Here is a 15477-nt window from a genome sequence, read left to right on the forward strand (position 1 = left end):
GCCCCGGCCTACTTTCCCTCCGTAGTCATTCGACCCGAGAGAAGCGGAAACCAATGTTCGGGACCTATCTGCGGCGTGAGCTGCTCAACCGCCGCAAGCAGACAGCCATCATCGCCATCGGCATGGCCCTCGCGATCGCGCTCGTCATCATCGTCAACGCCGTCTTCGCCGGGGTCAAGGAAGCCCAGGCGAGCGTCCTGCAATCCGTCTACGGTGTCGGCACCGACATCACGGTCAGCCAGCCGGCCACCGCGCAGACCGCGAACGCGCAGCGGGGCCCCGGGGGCGGACCGCGCTTCGACTTCGGCGCCGAGGCGGGCACCGACACCGGGAGCGGCCGCCAGGTCGACACCTCCCGTCTAGAGCCCACCCGCGGCGCGACCGTGATGGACGCCAGCACGCTGGCGACCGTGAAGAAAGTCGAGAACGTCTCCGCCGCCGCGTCGGTGCTGTCGCTCACGAACACCAGTTTCAGCGGCACCCTCCCCGACTTCCAGCAGATGCGCGAACAACGGCAGGCCGGAGGGAGCGGGAGCGGCCAGACCGAGACCACGCCGCCGCCGACAGGCGGCGCGGACGGCGCCGGCGGCAGTTCGTTCACCGTGGACTCCTTCTCGGTCATCGGTCTCGACCCGGCCGGCGAATCGGTCGGACCGCTCGCCTCGGTGTCGCTGTCGAGCGGCCGCACCTTCACCGCCGCCGACAAGGGCGCGGATGTGACGATCCTGGACGCCGCATACGCCAAGACCGCGAACAAGGCCGTCGGCGACACGATCGCCATCGGCGGCACCGATGTCAAGGTGATCGGGATCGTCTCCGCCACCGGCGCCGACTCGACGACCGCGGCCAACGCTTATCTCCCCCTGGATGTCGCACAGACCCTCTCGGGCCAGTCCGGCAAGATTTCGTCGGTCTTTGTCACGGCCGCCTCCTCCAGCGACATCGATCAGATCAAAGCCGATCTGACCAAAGCGCTCCCCGACGCGACGGTCAGCACCCAGGCCGACCTGGCGTCCACGGTCTCCGGCTCGCTCGGCAGCGCCGGGCAGCTGATCGCGAACCTCGGCACTTGGCTCTCGGTCATCGTGCTCGCGGCGGCTTTCCTCATCGCCATCCTGTTCACCATCTCCGGCGTCACCCGGCGCACCCGCGAGTTCGGCACCCTGAAGGCGATCGGCTGGTCCAACCGCCGCATCGTCGGGCAGGTCGCGGGAGAGTCGGTCGTGCAGGGGCTCATCGGCAGCGTCATCGGTGTGGCGGTCGGCCTCCTCGGCGTGCTCGTGGTGAACGTGATCTCCCCGACTCTGACCGGCAGCATCGGTGCCGGCTCAGCCGAGGCTGCCGGCCGGGGAGCGGGCGCCACACCCGGCGGCCCCGGCACGGGCACCAGCGCCGAGGGCGGCTTCGGCGGCGGGGGCTTCGAGGGTCTCCGGGCCGCCTCGCGGAGCACCGCCGACATCTCCCTCCACGCCCCGGTGACCGTCTGGATCGTCATCGGTGCCGTCGGCCTCGCCCTCCTCGGCGGTCTGATCGCCGGAGCCATCGGCGGGTGGCGCGCCTCCCGTCTCCGTCCCGCGGCCGCCCTGCGGTCGGTCGCCTGAACCTCTGGAGCATCCCGTGTACACCCTGACGAACGTCACCAAGAAATACACCCGGTCCAAGCGGGAGGTCATCGCCCTCAAGGATGTGACCCTCGACATCCCCGACGGTCAGCTCGTCGCCATCCAGGGCCCGACCGGCGGCGGCAAGTCGACGCTGTTGCAGATGCTGGGAGCGCTCGACCGCCCCAGCTCGGGCGATGTCTCGCTCGGCAAGTCGAGCCTGTCGACGCTCGGGGACCACAAACTGACCGCCCTCCGCGCGAGCGAGATCGGCTTCGTCTTCCAGGGCTTCAACCTCATTCCGACGCTGAGCGCCCAGGAGAATGTCGAGACCGCTCTCGCCCCGCTCCGCATCAGCGCGGGGGAGCGCAAACGCCGCGCGGCCGAGGCACTCGCGTCAGTCGGCCTCGCGGATCGCGGCAACCACCTCCCGTCCGAGCTCTCCGGCGGCCAGCAGCAGCGCGTCGCCATCGCCCGGGCACTGGCGAAGAACCCGGGTGTCCTCCTCGCGGACGAGCCGACCGGAAATCTGGACGAGGAGACCCGGGACGAGATCATGGACCTCCTGGAGGGCCTGTGGCGCGACCGCGGACTGACTGTGGTGATCGTGACCCACGACACCGCCGTCGCCAAACGTGCCCAGCGGCGGCTGAACATCAAGCACGGTGAGGTGAAAGAGATCGCCTAAGCGGGCGGGCACGCGGGCGGCGCGGGTGTGCGAGAACACACCCGCGGCGCTCCCACCCGGATGGCCGTCGCGCGCAGAAGCCGGTCAGCCAGCTCCGGCGCACGGCTCAGTCCTGATTGCTGAACGCCGCGTCGAAGGATGCCGTCGGCAGCTTCCAGAGGAGCGAGCGGATGTAACCCACCGCTTCCCTCGCTCCGTGCAGACGGTCCATCCCGGCGTCCTCCCACTCGATCGAGATCGGGCCGGTGTAACCGATCGACTCGAGGGCACGGAATGATTCCTCCCAGGGCACGTCGCCGTGCCCGGTGGAGACGAAGTCCCAGCCGCGACGGGGGTCCCCCACGGGAGGTGCGAACCGAGCACACCGGCGCGGCCGTTCTTCGGACGGAGGCGAGTGTCTTTGCAATCGACGTGGTAGATCCGGTCCTGGAAGTCGACGATGAAATCGACCGGGTCGATGTCCTGCCACATCATGTGCGACGGGTCCCAGTTGAATCCGAACGTTGGTTGAGGTGTGACGCGATAGATGGGTGAGGACCTCCCGGTCGAGAGTGGGGCTGTCTAGTTTCCCTGCACTCGATGACTTAGGAGGTCCTCGTGACCCACGCTAATGCTGCTTTGACTCCTCGCGAATGCCTCCGCCTGGCCCGCCAAGTCGTCGACGACGGCTGGTCCGTTGCTGCGGCGGCGACCTACTTCCGAGTGTCCTGACGCACCGCGGACCGATGGGCTCGTCGTTACGTGGAGATGGGCGAGGCGGGAATGCTGGACCGTTCGTCACGGCCGCATCACAGCCCGAACAAGACCCCGCGAAGACTGGTCCGCAAGGTCGTGCATCTGCGGTGGAAGAAGCGGCTGGGACCAGTCGGTATCGGCGCCCAGCTCGGCATGCCCGCCTCGACCGTTCACACGGTCCTCTCCCGGTGCCGGATCAATCGGCCCAGCCACGTCGACGTCCGCACCGGCGAACCCGCCCGCCGCTACGAGCACGAGCATCCCGGATCGATGATCCACGTCGACATCAAGAAACTCGGCAACATCCCCGACGGTGGCGGCTGGCGCTACGTCGGACGTCTCCAGGGAGAGCGGAACAAGGCCATCACCGCGAAGCGGACCGGGAAACACGGGATCACCGGCGACATGATCACCGGCACAGCGTTCGTTCATACCGTCATCGACGATCACTCCCGTGTCGCTTACGCCGAGATCCACGACGACGAAACCGCCGCCACTGCAATCGCTGTTCTGCGTCGAGCGGTCGGCTGGTTCGCCAGCCGTGGCGTCACCGTCGAACAGGTGCTCTCCGACAACGGCTCCGCATACCGCTCATACGCCTGGCGCGACGCTTGCGCCGAGCTCAGCATCCAACCGAAACGCACCCGGCCCTACCATCCGCAGACGAACGGCAAGATCGAACGCTTCCACCGCACCCTCGCCGACGGCTGGGCATACGCCCGGCACTACAACTCCGAATCAGCCCGCCGCAACGCACTCCCGGCCTGGCTGCACTCCTACAATCACCACAGGCCCCACACCGCCATCGGCAGCCAGCCACCCATCAGCAGATTGACCAACGTCCCTGAGAAACACACCTAGAGCGCGCCACCGAGCGTGGACCGGTAAAGAATCTCTGGTCTTCCGGGCGTTCCATATCTTTGCTCCCGCACAGCGAGGCTTGCTCCCGCACAGCGAGGCCGTCGTCGCACAGGTGTTCCAGGTAGCGCCTCGCCGTGACCCTCGACAGTCCCAGCAGCTCCGCCGCTTCGGAGGCGGAAAGCGGGCTGGGCGTTCGACGCAGGAGGCCCGTCACCGACTCCAACGTGCTCGACGTAAGACCTTTCGGCAGTCCAGGACGGCCCGACGGGCGAAGGCTCGAGAACACCGCGTCCACTTCCTGCTGGGTGGAATGACCGTGGTCGCCGGCGAGAAGAGCGCGATAGCGCAGATAGCCGCCGAGCTTCTCGCGAAACAACGCGAAGCCGAAGGGTTTGATCAGGTATTGCACAACACCAACGCCAAGAGCTGCCTGCACGGTGTCCATCTGGCGTATCGCGGTGATGGCGATGAAGTCGATCGGCATTCGGGCTGCGCAGAGGGCCCGGGCCAGTTCGAGCCCGCTCGCGTCCGGCAGAGTGATGTCGAGCAGGATCAGATCGACGGGTTCCGATCGGGCTTGGGCACGAGCGATCTGAGCCTGGGCTTGCCGAGCGGAATGCGCGATCCCCGCCAGTTCGAAACCGTCGAGGCGCGTGAGGTAATCGGCGTGGGCTTCGGCGGCGATCGGCTCGTCGTCGACCACAAGAACGCGGATCACGATGCCCCGGCCGGCAGGGTGACGACCACGGTGGTCGGCTTACGGCGAAAATGAATGGTGCCGCCGTGCTTCTCAACCGTCTGTCGCACGAGGGCCAGTCCGATGCCGTGGGCCGTCGCTGTGTCGGTCTTCGTGGTGGCGCCCATCTCGAAGACGTCGAACTGGTCCGGAACTCCCGCGCCCGTGTCCGTGATCTCGAGCAGCGTGGTTCCGGTGGACCGGGAGAGTGTGAGACCGACCGCTCGCGGGTGCTCTTTCGCCATGACGGCGTCGAAAGCGTTGTCGAGGAGATTGCCCAGGACGGTGACCAGTTCCTTGCCGGAGAGAGGAAGCCGCGCCTTGTCTTCGAGGTCTACGCGAAAAATGATCCCGCGCTCGCTGGCCGTGGCGGATTTCCCCAGGAGCAACGCAGTGAGCACCGGATCGCCGACGCGGTTGCGGAGCGAATCCGTCAGATCCTGACTCGTGTGCGACATCCCGGCGATCAGCGCCTTCGCTTCGCCCGCTCGATTGAGTTCGAGCAGGGAAGCGATGGTGTGGAGGACATTGGCGTGCTCATGAGAGTGCGACCGCAGGGCGTCGGCCAGGGTGCGCACCGACTCAAGCTCGCCCAAAAGGACCTGAAGGGCACTCTTGGTCGCGAATCGTCATCACGGCCCCCTGTCCGGCCTTCGCTATCCGGCCCACGGGCGCCGCGGACTCCTGGTTGACGAGCAGCATGCGCCCCTGGGCGATGTGGGTCTCTTCGACCACGCGACGGCCGGAGTCCAGCAGGACGGCGACATCCTCATCGATGCCCAGCTCCGCCGCGGCACGGGCCGGGGCGTTCTCCGATGCGGGAGGAAGACCCAGGAGGTCCGCCGCTTCGTCGTTGTAGAGGACGACTCTGCGCCGCCCATCGGTGAGGACCACTCCCTCGCGAACAGAGTGGAGCACAGACTGAACTGAACCATCCGAGCCATCTGCTCGGGCAGCATCCGGCCGATCATCCGGCTCAGGGAGCGCCGGGTGACAGCAGCCGCAGCTCCCGGCAACGCCACGACAGCCAAGACGCCGATGAGGAACGGGACCCGGGGCAGCACTTCGCTCCCGAGGCTCGCCGTCCTCACACCCGCGGAGACGATGCCAACGAGCTGCCCGTCTCGAAGGATGGGCACGACGGCGCGCACCGACGGGCCGAGCGTGCCTGTGTAGGTCTCGGTGATGGTCCTGCCGGCTTGAGCCTCGCTGATCGTGCCGAGGAAACGCCGGCCGATCTGATTGGGATGGGGGTGGGTGAAACGGATCCCTTTCGGGCTCATGATCGTGACGAAGTCGACGCTGGCCGAGCCGATCACAGCCAGCGCATACGGCTGCAAAGCCGCAGTGGGATCGTGAGCGAGCAAAGCGTCTCTCACAGACGGATCGGAGGCGATGGTCTGGCTGACGGCGAGGCTCTTCTGGGCCGCGTCTTCGGTGACGGCGTTCTGGGCGTCGAGAACGACGACGACCGTCAGGACCGAGCCGGTGACGAGCAGGGCGATGACCTGCACGCCGAAAACCCGCCCGGCCACGCTCCACGCACGCCTGCGCATCCTCGCACCTCCGGCTCCAAGTATGGGCTGCCGGAGCGGGAAGGGTCGCGAACAGTATGAACACAACAGGGGCTTTCCTCCCGGAGGTCAGCAGGCTGGGGAGATCACACGCGGAGGGTCGCGACGCGGACGTCACGACCAGATCGGAAAGACCTCATGGCAATGGCGCACAAAGCTCCACACAGGATGGATCGGAACCACTACCTCTACCTCGCCGTCATCGTGGCGGTTGTCGCTGGCGCTGTCTTCGGCCTCACTGTCCCCGATCTCGCCAAGAGGCTCGCCCCGATCGGCACAGGGTTCATCGCCCTCATCCGCATGATGATCGCCCCGGTGATCTTCTGCACGATCGTCATCGGGGTCGGGTCCATTGCGAAGGCCGCCACCGTCGGAAAAATCGGAGGGCTGGCGCTCGGGTACTTCCTGGTGATGTCGACGCTCGCGCTCGGCATCGGCGTGCTGGTCGGCAATATCATCCATCCCGGTGAGGGACTCGACATCGCGGGTGCGACGTACACGGCGACCGCAAAGCCCGTCAGCACTCAGGATTTCGTGCTCGGAATCGTGCCGACCAGCCTGTTGTCACCGCTCGCATCCGGCAACGTGCTCCAGGTTCTGCTTGTCGCGCTCCTGACCAGCTTCGCGCTTCAGTCGCTCGGCGAGAGGGGCGCGCCCCTCCTCGCCGGTCTCAAGAACCTGCAAGCGCTCGTGTTCCGCATCCTGTCGATGATCCTCTGGCTGGCCCCGATCGGCGCGTTCGGCGCCATCGCGGGCGTGGTCGGATCGACCGGCTGGGCGGCCATCGTCAGCCTCGCGACCCTCATGGTCGCCTTCTACACAACCTGTGCGGTGTTCATCGTCGTCGTCCTCGGGCTGCTCCTCAAGCTCGTCACGGGAGTGAGCATCTTCAGACTCATGGGCTACCTCGGCCGCGAGTACCTCCTGATCGTCGGCATGTCTTCGTCAGAGGCCGCCCTGCCCCGCCTCATCGCCAAGATGGAGCACGTCGGAGTCTCCAAACCCGTTGTGGGCATCACAGTGCCGGCCGGCTACTCGTTCAACCTCGACGGCACGGCGATCTACCTGACCATGGCGTCGCTCTTCATCGCCAATGGGCTGGGAACGCCGATGTCGATCCCCGAGCAGTTCGGGCTCCTCGCGTTCATGATCATCGCCTCGAAGGGGGCAGCCGGAGTCACCGGCGCCGGCATCGCCACGCTCGCCGCGGGCTTACAGACCTACCGGCCCGATCTGGTGAACGGCGTCGGCATCATCGTCGGCATCGACCGCTTCATGTCAGAGGCCCGCGCCGTGACGAACTTCACAGGCAACGCGGTGGCCCTCTGCTCATCGGCACCTGGACACGACAGGTGGACCATCAGCGCGTCGCTGAGGTGCTCGCGGGCCGCCTGCCCTTCGACGAGGCTCGTTTCACCGGTCGTCAAGAAACCGAGCCGCCCCAGCGACCGGTGAGCAGCGCGATGAACCAGTCGACGCGAACTGACGCCGGGGAAGCCCGCCAGATTCGCTGTTGCGGAATCTCATCTGTGGCCAGTCCAGTGGCGGTGACGGACAGCGATGATTCCTGAGGCGAGGAGCAGGAGCGCGGCGAGAGGGCCGAGGAGTCCGATCGTCGAGCCTGTCGCTGCAAGGTCTCCTGTGGCGACGGCCAGCGGGGCCGGGGACGAGATCGAGGGTGCTGGTGTCGGTGGGGTCGGGGGCGGTGGCGTCGGCGTCGCGATCGTGATGGTGGCCGGTGTCGTTGTCGCGGTGCCGAGGGCGTTGGCGAACACTGCCCGATACGTCTGGCTCGTCCGGATCGGGTTTGTCTTGTACTGGGGCGCTGTCGCGTCCGGGATGTCCGCCCAGTTTCCGTCGGGTGTTCGGCTCTGCCAGCGAACGGTGGGGGTTTCGTCGCCGTCGGCGGCTGCTGTCAGTGTGAGCGAGTCTCCGGGACTCACGGTCTGGGAAGCCGGGTTCTCCGTGACGACCGGGGCCTTGCCGAAGGTGAAGCTCCCAGCGGTGAGGCTCTTCCGCTCTCCGAACTGCGTGTAGGAGACGGAGAGGGAGACGGTGCCGCTCCGATGCGCGGGAGATGTGACCGTCCACGTCTTCCCACCCTGACTGCTCACAGCAGTGCCGGGAAGCGAACCGAAAAGGACGCCGGTCACCTCCACTCCGGCGGCGACCTCGACGGGGGTGCGAGCGTTGGCGGTGTCGCCCCTGCCGAGCTGACCGTAATCGTTGTCGCCCCAGGCATAGGTATCGCCATCCTGACCACGGGCGTAGGCCGACCCGCTTCCTCCAGCGACAGAGGCGAACCTCACCCCGGCCGGGACCGCGACGGTTACCGGGGCGTGAGCGTTGGCGGTGCCACCCGTCCCGAGCTGACCATAGTCGTTGTCGCCCCAGGCATACGTCTTGCCGTCATCCCCCAGCGCATAGGCAGAGAGGCTCCCCGCAGAGACGGTGGTGAACCTCACGCCAGCAGGAAGGGCGACGGCGACCGGAGCATGAGCATCGAGAGTCGTGCCCGTGCCGAGCTGACCGTAGCCGTTGAATCCCCAAGCGTACGTCTTACCGTCATCGCCCACGGCGTAGGCCGACGGGCCGGCGGCGGAGACAGCGGTGAAGCTCACCCCGGCCGGAGCCGTGACTTTGACCGGAGCATGAGCATCGACGGTCGTGCCGGTCCCGAGCTGACCGTATTCGTTGTCGCCCCAGGCGTACACAGCGCCATCGTCGCCCAGCGCATAGACGGACGAGGTTCCCGCGGAGACAGCGGTGAACGTCACCCCCACGGGGCCGATCCGAAGACGGGTGCCGCCAGCGGTCGGACCGGCATCGGGGGTGGGTGTCGCGGCCGCGACGGGGTTCGCGCCGAGGGAGAGAGCAACGGAGACGCCGACAGCGGCGAACAGAGAGATCAGGGTCTTTTTCATAGAGAGAGCTCCGGGGTCACAGCACGCAGATCCGTATCGCGAGTCGAGCGCGATTCGAGGCGGCTCAGTGCAGCTGAACAGTGCCAGCGGAACACCGAAAATCCGAAACGGGTTGGGAGAGAGGGACACAAGCAATCGAAACACTAGAGGACGAACCGCCGGAATGAGTGGTGCGGGACGCATTTAGGTGGCGCCGAAGTTCCCCTAGGCATCGGGGGACATCCGTGCCGGCAGGTCAGGCCGCACCGATGAGCGACGACAGTCCCGGCCCTCTCGAGCGGCTCACGAAGCTCCGACGGGACGGCAGGAGCCCGTCGACCGCTCGAGGAAGTGCTGCGAGGGATTCTCGGCATGACCAAGACGGCCCTCCCCTCCCTGCGCAGCGCAGTCAGGGAGAGGCGCTGTGTCCGCCAGAGCCGGAGCCGACCAGATCGAGGAGGCCGTCGAAACGGTCGTCGTCCATTTGGTGTGCCCAGCTTTCGTGAGTGGTTTCTTCCCCGGGTTCGTCGTCGACAGGAATCCAGTCGTAAGCGTGATCGAGGCGGGTTCCCGCGATGAGGACGATCGCGGCGATAGCGAGGAGCGCGAAGAAGAGGTAATTGTGCTCGGTGAAGGCTTTCACCGGGATGCCGATCCCGGAGACACGGAGCACTCCGACGCCGTGGACCGTGTTCGCGGTGACCTGTGAGGAGTCGGAGCGGGCGTTCGCGTCGCCTTTGGTGGTCAGGGTGTCGCCCTGGATCTTCACCAGCCGATGCAACCGCAACCGGCCGGCATGGTCGGGGTCGTCGAACTGGACCACCTGCCCCGCCCGGAGCTGATCGGCCGACACCGGACGCACGACGGCGAGATCCCCCGCCGCGATCCCCGGCGACATGGAGTCCGACATCACCGTGGTGGCGTGCCAGCCGATCGCGAACGGAGCGATCACCCACACCAGCAAGCCGACCAGGTACCACACGGTTACGTCTGCAGACGTTCGCTGTGATCACACGGGCGACCACCTCACCCCGAGAGACGCGTCTCGCGCCGGGGAGTGCTGAGCGTGGATGTCCTGGGGAGGGCTCGAGCGATACCTGGTGGATCATCTCAGCTCGCCGCCGAAGGCTGGATCTCCCAGGTGAGATCCGCAGAGAGCGTCTTGCCCTGAACAGGGTTGGGAGCGCTCGCACTGAACGTCCAGGTGATCTGGTAAGTCTTCGTCGTCGCGCTGGTCGGCTTCCAGTTTCCGACGCCGGTCGAGTAGGAGGTGTCCTGCGTCAGGAACTTCCCGAGGCTGTCGTTGTAGACGGTCCCGTTCTGATCGGGAGTGAACGTGCCGCCCGTCAGCGACCCCTCCACGATGGTGACCGTGAAGTACTGAGCGATCGACGAGAGATCCGACGCGTTCGTCGCGTAGGCCTTGACCCCTCCGGTGATACCGGCGCCATTGGTGATCGTGATCGTGTTGCTGGCGGATTGACCGGGAACGATGTTGGTCGGCGTGAACAGTGGGGTGGTCACGTTGGACGTGAGGCTCAAACTCGCCGTCTTCCACGAGTTTCCGGTGTTCGAGACCGAAGAGCTGAACGCCGAGTACGACGCCTGGGACACCGAGAAGCCGCTCACCGCGAGCGCGGCCACGACGGCAGCGGCGCGAAAGATGCGTGCGCGCCGCGACAGGCGAACCTTCTTCTGCAGGAGACGACCGTCACGGCGGGTTTTGAAAGCTTTCATTTGTGAATTCCTTAACTATTTGGATGGATGGTTGTTGACGTCGATGGGTCAGAGCTTGTGTTTCGTTCAGGTGGTGTATGCGAATCCTCCGGAATAAGTGAGAGTGGGTCCGGGAGCGCCGGACTTGGTCTGTGTGGTCACGGTGATATCGGTCGCACCGGCGGCATGGGCGGGCGTGGTGAAGATCACAGTGAGTTCGGGGCAATCCGCCATGACGATATCGGCGGCGGCGCTGCCTCCCACGGCGACCCCGGTGGCTTTGCCCACGGTCCTGTCGGCTGCTTTCACCTGCACCGGGGCGAGGGAGTTCACGGTGGTGCCCTCGCCCAGCTGCCCGTAGAGGTTGTATCCCCACGCCCAGACAGCGCCGCGGGAGGCGAGGGCGAGGGTGTGGTCGAAACCGTCGGCGAGAGCGGCGATGGTCTTGCCCTCGAGCCCCTGCACCGGAGTGCCGGAGTCCGCGGCGACGCCATTGCCCAGCTGACCTTGTTTGCCGTACCCCCAGTCCCAGACCGTCCCATCGGAGGCCAACACCGTGCTGCGATTGCCGCCCGCAGCGATCGCCGCGATGGTCTTCCCCTCGAGACCCTTCACCTGCACCGGGACATGGGATTCGGTAGTGGTGCCATCGCCCAGCTGACCGTAAAGGTTGTATCCCCACGCCCAGACCGTGCCCTCCGAGGCCAAGGCGAGGCTGTGGCTATTGCCGCCGTCGACAGCGCTGAAGGCGAGAGGGGCGGTAGCGGGGAGGGTGAGTGCGACGCGGGTTCCGCCATGGGCGTCGCCCGTGGCGGGGAGGGCTGCGGGGGCGGTGCAGAAGGAGCCGATGCTCCAGCTGTCACCGGTGTTGCTGCTGGTTCCGACCCACATGGCCCAGGAGACCGCTACGGGCGACCCGGCGACAGCGACGGCGACGAGCGCGCAGAGGCTGGTGAGCAGCCAGGTGAAGATTCTCCCCCACCGCCGTCGTCGCGGGGGGATGAAAAACTTATGCATGATCTTCCAGGGGAGGGGGAGTGGGAGCGTATGGATCGGGAAGTGCAGTGTTAGAGCGTTGAGCCGAGTTCCTGATACGAGCACTCCGGTCACCCGGAATGAATCGCGACTCCATGCCACCGCGAGCGGAACGCCTGTGCAGTGGCCGCCCTGCGGGACGATGACAACGTCGACACGCCGGGCAATAGAGTAAATAACGTTCTTTTTTGGGATAAAAACCATTTACGACAGAATGCGCCAGTGCCGCTATGCCCGCCATCGAAAACGCCTCGTACGGGGCGGTGAGCGCACCCGCCTCCCGGGCAGCCGAGGCGGAGGACGGTCACCGGGCCTGCGTCGCCCGTTCGGCGCGAACGGCCGGCCGCCCTGCGCGGGGCGACCGGCCGCGGAGTTTCGCGAGGAACGTCAGTGGCTGCCCGCCACCCGCTTGAGCAGGTCGAGCGAGACGCTGCCGAGACCGGTGACGGGGTCGTAGCCCTTCGCTGTCTTCAGCCCCAGGTCCTGATCGAACGTCACGAAGAACGTGTGGCCGGTGAGCGGATTCGTGCGAACCACAGCCTGCGGCGGGTTCTGCTGCGGGAGGATGTCCTGGAAGGCGCCGGGCAGGACACGATTGAGGGCGTAGAGCGCCGGGTTCGCGAACCCGACGGCGGTGCCGGTCGCCTGCTGCGCGAGGGCGATGTGGGCGGCGACGATCGGAGTGGCCAGCGAGGTTCCGCCGGTGACGGAGGTGGTGTAGCCGCCGGTCTCGAGGGTGTCATCGTTGATGATCGGGCGAAGGCCGACCTGGAACCCGATGAACGGATCGGCCAGCGCAGCGATGTCCGAAGAGACGCGGAGGCCCTCGCTCAACGACTGCGGAACGACGCCACGCTGATAGTCCGGCTCGGTGAAAACCGCAGAGGGGCCACCGCCGGCACCGCCGAAAAAGCCTTCCGCCGGCCCGGGCAGCGGCGAGTCGAACTCGAGGCCGCCTTGGGCGTTCTTCACGATCAGGTCTGCCTGGTCACCCCAGCCGGTCTCCCAACTGCGGCGGCCGTTCTTATCGATCGCGAGGCTCGTGCCGCCCACCGCAGTGACCCACGGCGAGGAGTCGGAGAAATTCGCCGACGGGTGGCCGAGGATCAGGCTGTTGTCGCCATCGTCCCCGTTCGCGTAGTACAGGCCAATGCCCTCACCGATCGCCTGCAACTGCAGGTTGACCTCGCGTTTGAAGTCATGACGAGAGTCATATTCTGTGGAGGAGTATGAGTTGCTGACGATGTTCGCGAGCTTGTTGTCCAGAACCTTGGACAACGCAAGGTCTACGCCGCCCAGGCAGTTCGTGGCGCCGACGTAGAGGATGCGCGCTGCCGGTGCGATGGCATGCACCGCCTCGACATCGAGCGTCTGCTCGCCCTGCGTTTTGCGAGGTCGTCCCCACGTAGCAGCCACGCACTGAACCACGCTGGATCTGTGAGCTCACTGTTGTAGCGCACGTTCGCGTTCCACGAGTCGTACCAATCCCTTAGAGCGGCCGTCAGGTCAGCGTCAAGTCCGAGATCGTGGGCGGTAGGCATGTACAACTCGGCATCGTCTTCCCAGAATGGCCACGGGTTCGTTCCATCTTAGAGGTGGTTTCAGTAGTCGGCGTGGCGGTGGTTGTTGTGGCTGGTTAGCGGGGATGCTGGTCGAGTGTCGACGCTTGCTGAGGATCGGTTCATTACGGATATGTTGTGGGAGCGGCTGGAGCCGTTGATTCCGCCTCGGCCGCCTGTGGTCAATGGGCGGGCTGGGCAGCCTCGGGTTCCTGACCGGAAGGTGTTCGCTGGGATCGTGTTCGTGCTGCTGACGGGGATCCCGTGGAGAAGCTCCCGCCCGAGTTGGGGTATGGGTCCGGGGTCACTTGTTGGCGGCGTCTGCGTGAATGGTCCGAAGCGGGCGCGTGGGATGCACTGCGGAAGATCATGCTCGACGAACTCGGCCAGGCTGGCATGATCGACTGGTCAAGAACCTGCCTGGACTCCGTAAGTGTCCGGGCGAAAAGGGGGGCGATCTCACTGGACCTAACCCCACGGATCGTGGGAAACGGGGCACCAAGTACCATGTCCTGACCGACCGCAACGGACTCCCGCTGCATGTGGAGATCTCCGGCGCCAACCGACACGACTCCATGCTCGTGGAACCTGTGTTAGACAACATCACCGCGATCAAGGGCGTCGGCCGCGGTCGGCCCAGACGCCGCCCGGTTATCTTCCACGCCGATAAGGCTTACGACAACCGCCGCGTCCGCTGTTACCTGCGTTGTCGTGGGATCAAGGCACGCATCGCACGAATCGGAGTCGACTCCAAACAGTGACTGGGTAAACACTGTTGGGTAGTCGAACGCACCATGGCCTGGATCCTCGCCTTCCGGAAACTCGCCACTCGCTACGACCGCACCGCCTCAACGATCACGGCGCTCGTCGCTCTAGCAATCGCGATCACCAGCGCCCGCAAACTCACCAAAAACGACTACTGAAACCACCTCTAAGTAGAAGCGAATATGTCGCAGGCCGCCGTCTCGCTCGAGTGCTGCGCGTTTGATTGCGCGCTCGGATGAAGCGAAGGGTGGGATCACAAGCTCAATCTGAGTGATGGGATCGACAACCCAATTGACGTCCGACATGACTGCTACATTATGTCATCGCCCCATATTGTGCTCTCCTGTGCCTGGCCACCCCTGCCCGCCTGGCCACTGCGAGCCCGAGGCTCTAAACTCGGGCCTTCGTGCGCACGGCACCCAATGACGGATTCTCCGCCCAAAGGCCATTCGCGGGCACTTTAGCTGCATAGCTTCGGAGGACTACTAAGGATGCTGCGTGTGGCGCTCGACGGGACCGTGCCGGCCCGCTGGGCATGCTACCGCCGAGAGGCGTAAGCAGACGAACTCTGCAGGATCGAATATTGCACGTTACCGACACGCCGCCGGTATCGCTGTATGCTGGCGGCATGATCGTCCTCGCCACCGTCATGGTCACACTGGCCGCCGCCCTGCACATCGCGATCTTCTTCATGGAGAGCGTCACCTGGACGCGACCGGCGGTGTGGAGGCGGTTCGGTCTGACCGACCAGGCGGCGGCGGAGACGACACGACCGCTGGCCTACAACCAGGGTTTCTACAATCTGTTCCTCGCGATCGGGGCGATCGTCGGGCTGATCCTCTACAGGGTCGGGACGCCGGGAGCCGGGCTCGCGCTCATCCTGTTCACAATGGGGTCCATGCTGGCCGCAGCGGTCGTGCTGGTCACGAGTGGCTCCGGGCATCTGCGCTCGGCGCTGATCCAGGGAACGCTGCCGCTGATCGGCATCGTCCTGATGCTGCTGTCGTAGCGCCGGTCGCGGCCACCGTATGCCGGTCGGTGCGCCGCCGAGAACGAGGACCGGGCAGCATCGCGTGTGCGACGACGCCCGGCCCGATCGCCAATGCGTCCGTCAGCGCATGTTCCGGGCTCGGTGGAGGAAGGCCGCCATGGCCTCCCGCGTAATCTCCGCCTTGGGCAAGTAAGTGCCATCAGCGTTGCCCGTCGACAGCCCGGACTGTTTCATCCACGCGATCTCACCGGCGAACTTGCTAGCGGCGGGCACATCCGTGAAGGGCGCGCGAGCAGGCTTGGCCGCAGCCGCA

Annotated in this window: 12 protein-coding genes and 4 pseudogenes; 6 read left to right on the plus strand and 10 right to left on the minus strand. The window is 65.9% G+C overall.

Features of this window, described 5'->3' with window-relative positions; all coding sequences use genetic code 11:
* Window positions 1-53: 53 nt before the first annotated feature.
* Both O159_RS11005 and O159_RS11010 read left to right on the plus strand, forming a co-directional pair.
* A complete protein-coding gene (locus O159_RS11005) occupies window positions 54-1601 on the plus strand; it encodes an ABC transporter permease (RefSeq protein WP_021755862.1) in 1548 nt (515 codons plus the stop codon).
* A gap of 16 nt (window positions 1602-1617) precedes the next feature.
* Complete coding sequence (locus O159_RS11010; RefSeq protein WP_021755863.1) at window positions 1618-2289, plus strand: ABC transporter ATP-binding protein; 672 nt, start codon at window positions 1618-1620, stop codon at window positions 2287-2289.
* Window positions 2290-2395: 106 nt separating this feature from the next.
* Here O159_RS11010 and O159_RS11015 read toward each other — a convergent pair.
* Window positions 2396-2790: pseudogene (locus O159_RS11015) on the minus strand (sugar phosphate isomerase/epimerase family protein); the annotation flags it as partial.
* Window positions 2791-2886: 96 nt separating this feature from the next.
* On the opposite strand from O159_RS11015, the pseudogene O159_RS11020 reads away from it, so the two are divergent.
* Window positions 2887-3885: pseudogene (locus tag O159_RS11020) on the plus strand (IS481 family transposase).
* Here the strand turns inward: O159_RS11020 and O159_RS11025 are convergent.
* Genes O159_RS11025 through O159_RS13420 form a run of 3 tightly spaced genes read right to left on the minus strand, consistent with a single transcriptional unit; the run spans window position 3848 to window position 6177 of the window.
* Entirely contained in the window at window positions 3848-4603 is a 756-nt protein-coding gene (locus O159_RS11025) for a response regulator (protein WP_021755865.1), read from the minus strand. The pseudogene O159_RS11020 and the gene O159_RS11025 overlap by 38 nt on opposite strands.
* Window positions 4600-5217, minus strand: coding sequence for a sensor histidine kinase (locus O159_RS13415; RefSeq protein WP_052323534.1), 618 nt, complete (start codon window positions 5215-5217; stop codon window positions 4600-4602). Before O159_RS13415 ends, O159_RS11025 begins: the two co-directional genes overlap by 4 nt.
* Window positions 5218-5277: 60 nt before the next feature.
* Window positions 5278-6177 carry a sensor histidine kinase gene (locus O159_RS13420; protein ID WP_081689876.1) on the minus strand — a complete coding sequence of 300 codons (900 nt, stop codon included), beginning with the start codon at window positions 6175-6177 and terminating at the stop codon, window positions 5278-5280.
* A gap of 156 nt (window positions 6178-6333) precedes the next feature.
* Here O159_RS13420 and O159_RS11035 point away from each other — a divergent pair.
* Window positions 6334-7766 (plus strand): annotated as a pseudogene (locus O159_RS11035) (cation:dicarboxylate symporter family transporter).
* Here O159_RS11035 and O159_RS13425 read toward each other — a convergent pair.
* The 5 genes from O159_RS13425 to O159_RS11060 form a co-directional block, all read right to left on the minus strand.
* Window positions 7719-9119, minus strand: coding sequence for an RCC1 domain-containing protein (locus O159_RS13425; RefSeq protein WP_021755867.1), 1401 nt, complete (start codon window positions 9117-9119; stop codon window positions 7719-7721). The pseudogene O159_RS11035 and the gene O159_RS13425 overlap by 48 nt on opposite strands.
* A gap of 388 nt (window positions 9120-9507) precedes the next feature.
* Window positions 9508-10080: a signal peptidase I gene (locus O159_RS11045; RefSeq protein ID WP_021755868.1), complete on the minus strand. Its 573-nt coding sequence runs from the start codon at window positions 10078-10080 to the stop codon at window positions 9508-9510.
* A gap of 128 nt (window positions 10081-10208) precedes the next feature.
* On the minus strand, window positions 10209-10835 hold the full coding sequence (locus O159_RS11050; RefSeq protein ID WP_021755869.1) for a hypothetical protein: 627 nt from the start codon (window positions 10833-10835) through the stop codon (window positions 10209-10211).
* Between the two features lie 66 nt (window positions 10836-10901).
* A complete protein-coding gene (locus O159_RS13430) occupies window positions 10902-11831 on the minus strand; it encodes an RCC1 domain-containing protein (protein WP_021755870.1) in 930 nt (309 codons plus the stop codon).
* A 405-nt stretch (window positions 11832-12236) separates the two neighbouring features.
* Complete coding sequence (locus tag O159_RS11060; protein WP_021755871.1) at window positions 12237-13265, minus strand: S53 family peptidase; 1029 nt, start codon at window positions 13263-13265, stop codon at window positions 12237-12239.
* 207 nt (window positions 13266-13472) lie between these two features.
* On the opposite strand from O159_RS11060, the pseudogene O159_RS14200 reads away from it, so the two are divergent.
* Together O159_RS14200 and O159_RS11070 are read left to right on the plus strand one after the other, a co-directional pair.
* A pseudogene (locus O159_RS14200) lies at window positions 13473-14331 on the plus strand (IS5 family transposase).
* A 470-nt stretch (window positions 14332-14801) separates the two neighbouring features.
* Window positions 14802-15182, plus strand: coding sequence for a DUF1304 domain-containing protein (locus O159_RS11070; protein WP_021755872.1), 381 nt, complete (start codon window positions 14802-14804; stop codon window positions 15180-15182).
* 102 nt (window positions 15183-15284) lie between these two features.
* On the opposite strand, the gene O159_RS14205 is transcribed toward O159_RS11070, so the two are convergent.
* Window positions 15285-15437, minus strand: coding sequence for an S-layer homology domain-containing protein (locus O159_RS14205; protein WP_081689878.1), 153 nt, complete (start codon window positions 15435-15437; stop codon window positions 15285-15287).
* Between the last annotated feature and the right edge of the window lie 40 nt (window positions 15438-15477).

It is taken from the genome of Leifsonia xyli subsp. cynodontis DSM 46306, assembly GCF_000470775.1.
GTDB classification, from domain to species: domain Bacteria; phylum Actinomycetota; class Actinomycetes; order Actinomycetales; family Microbacteriaceae; genus Leifsonia; species Leifsonia cynodontis.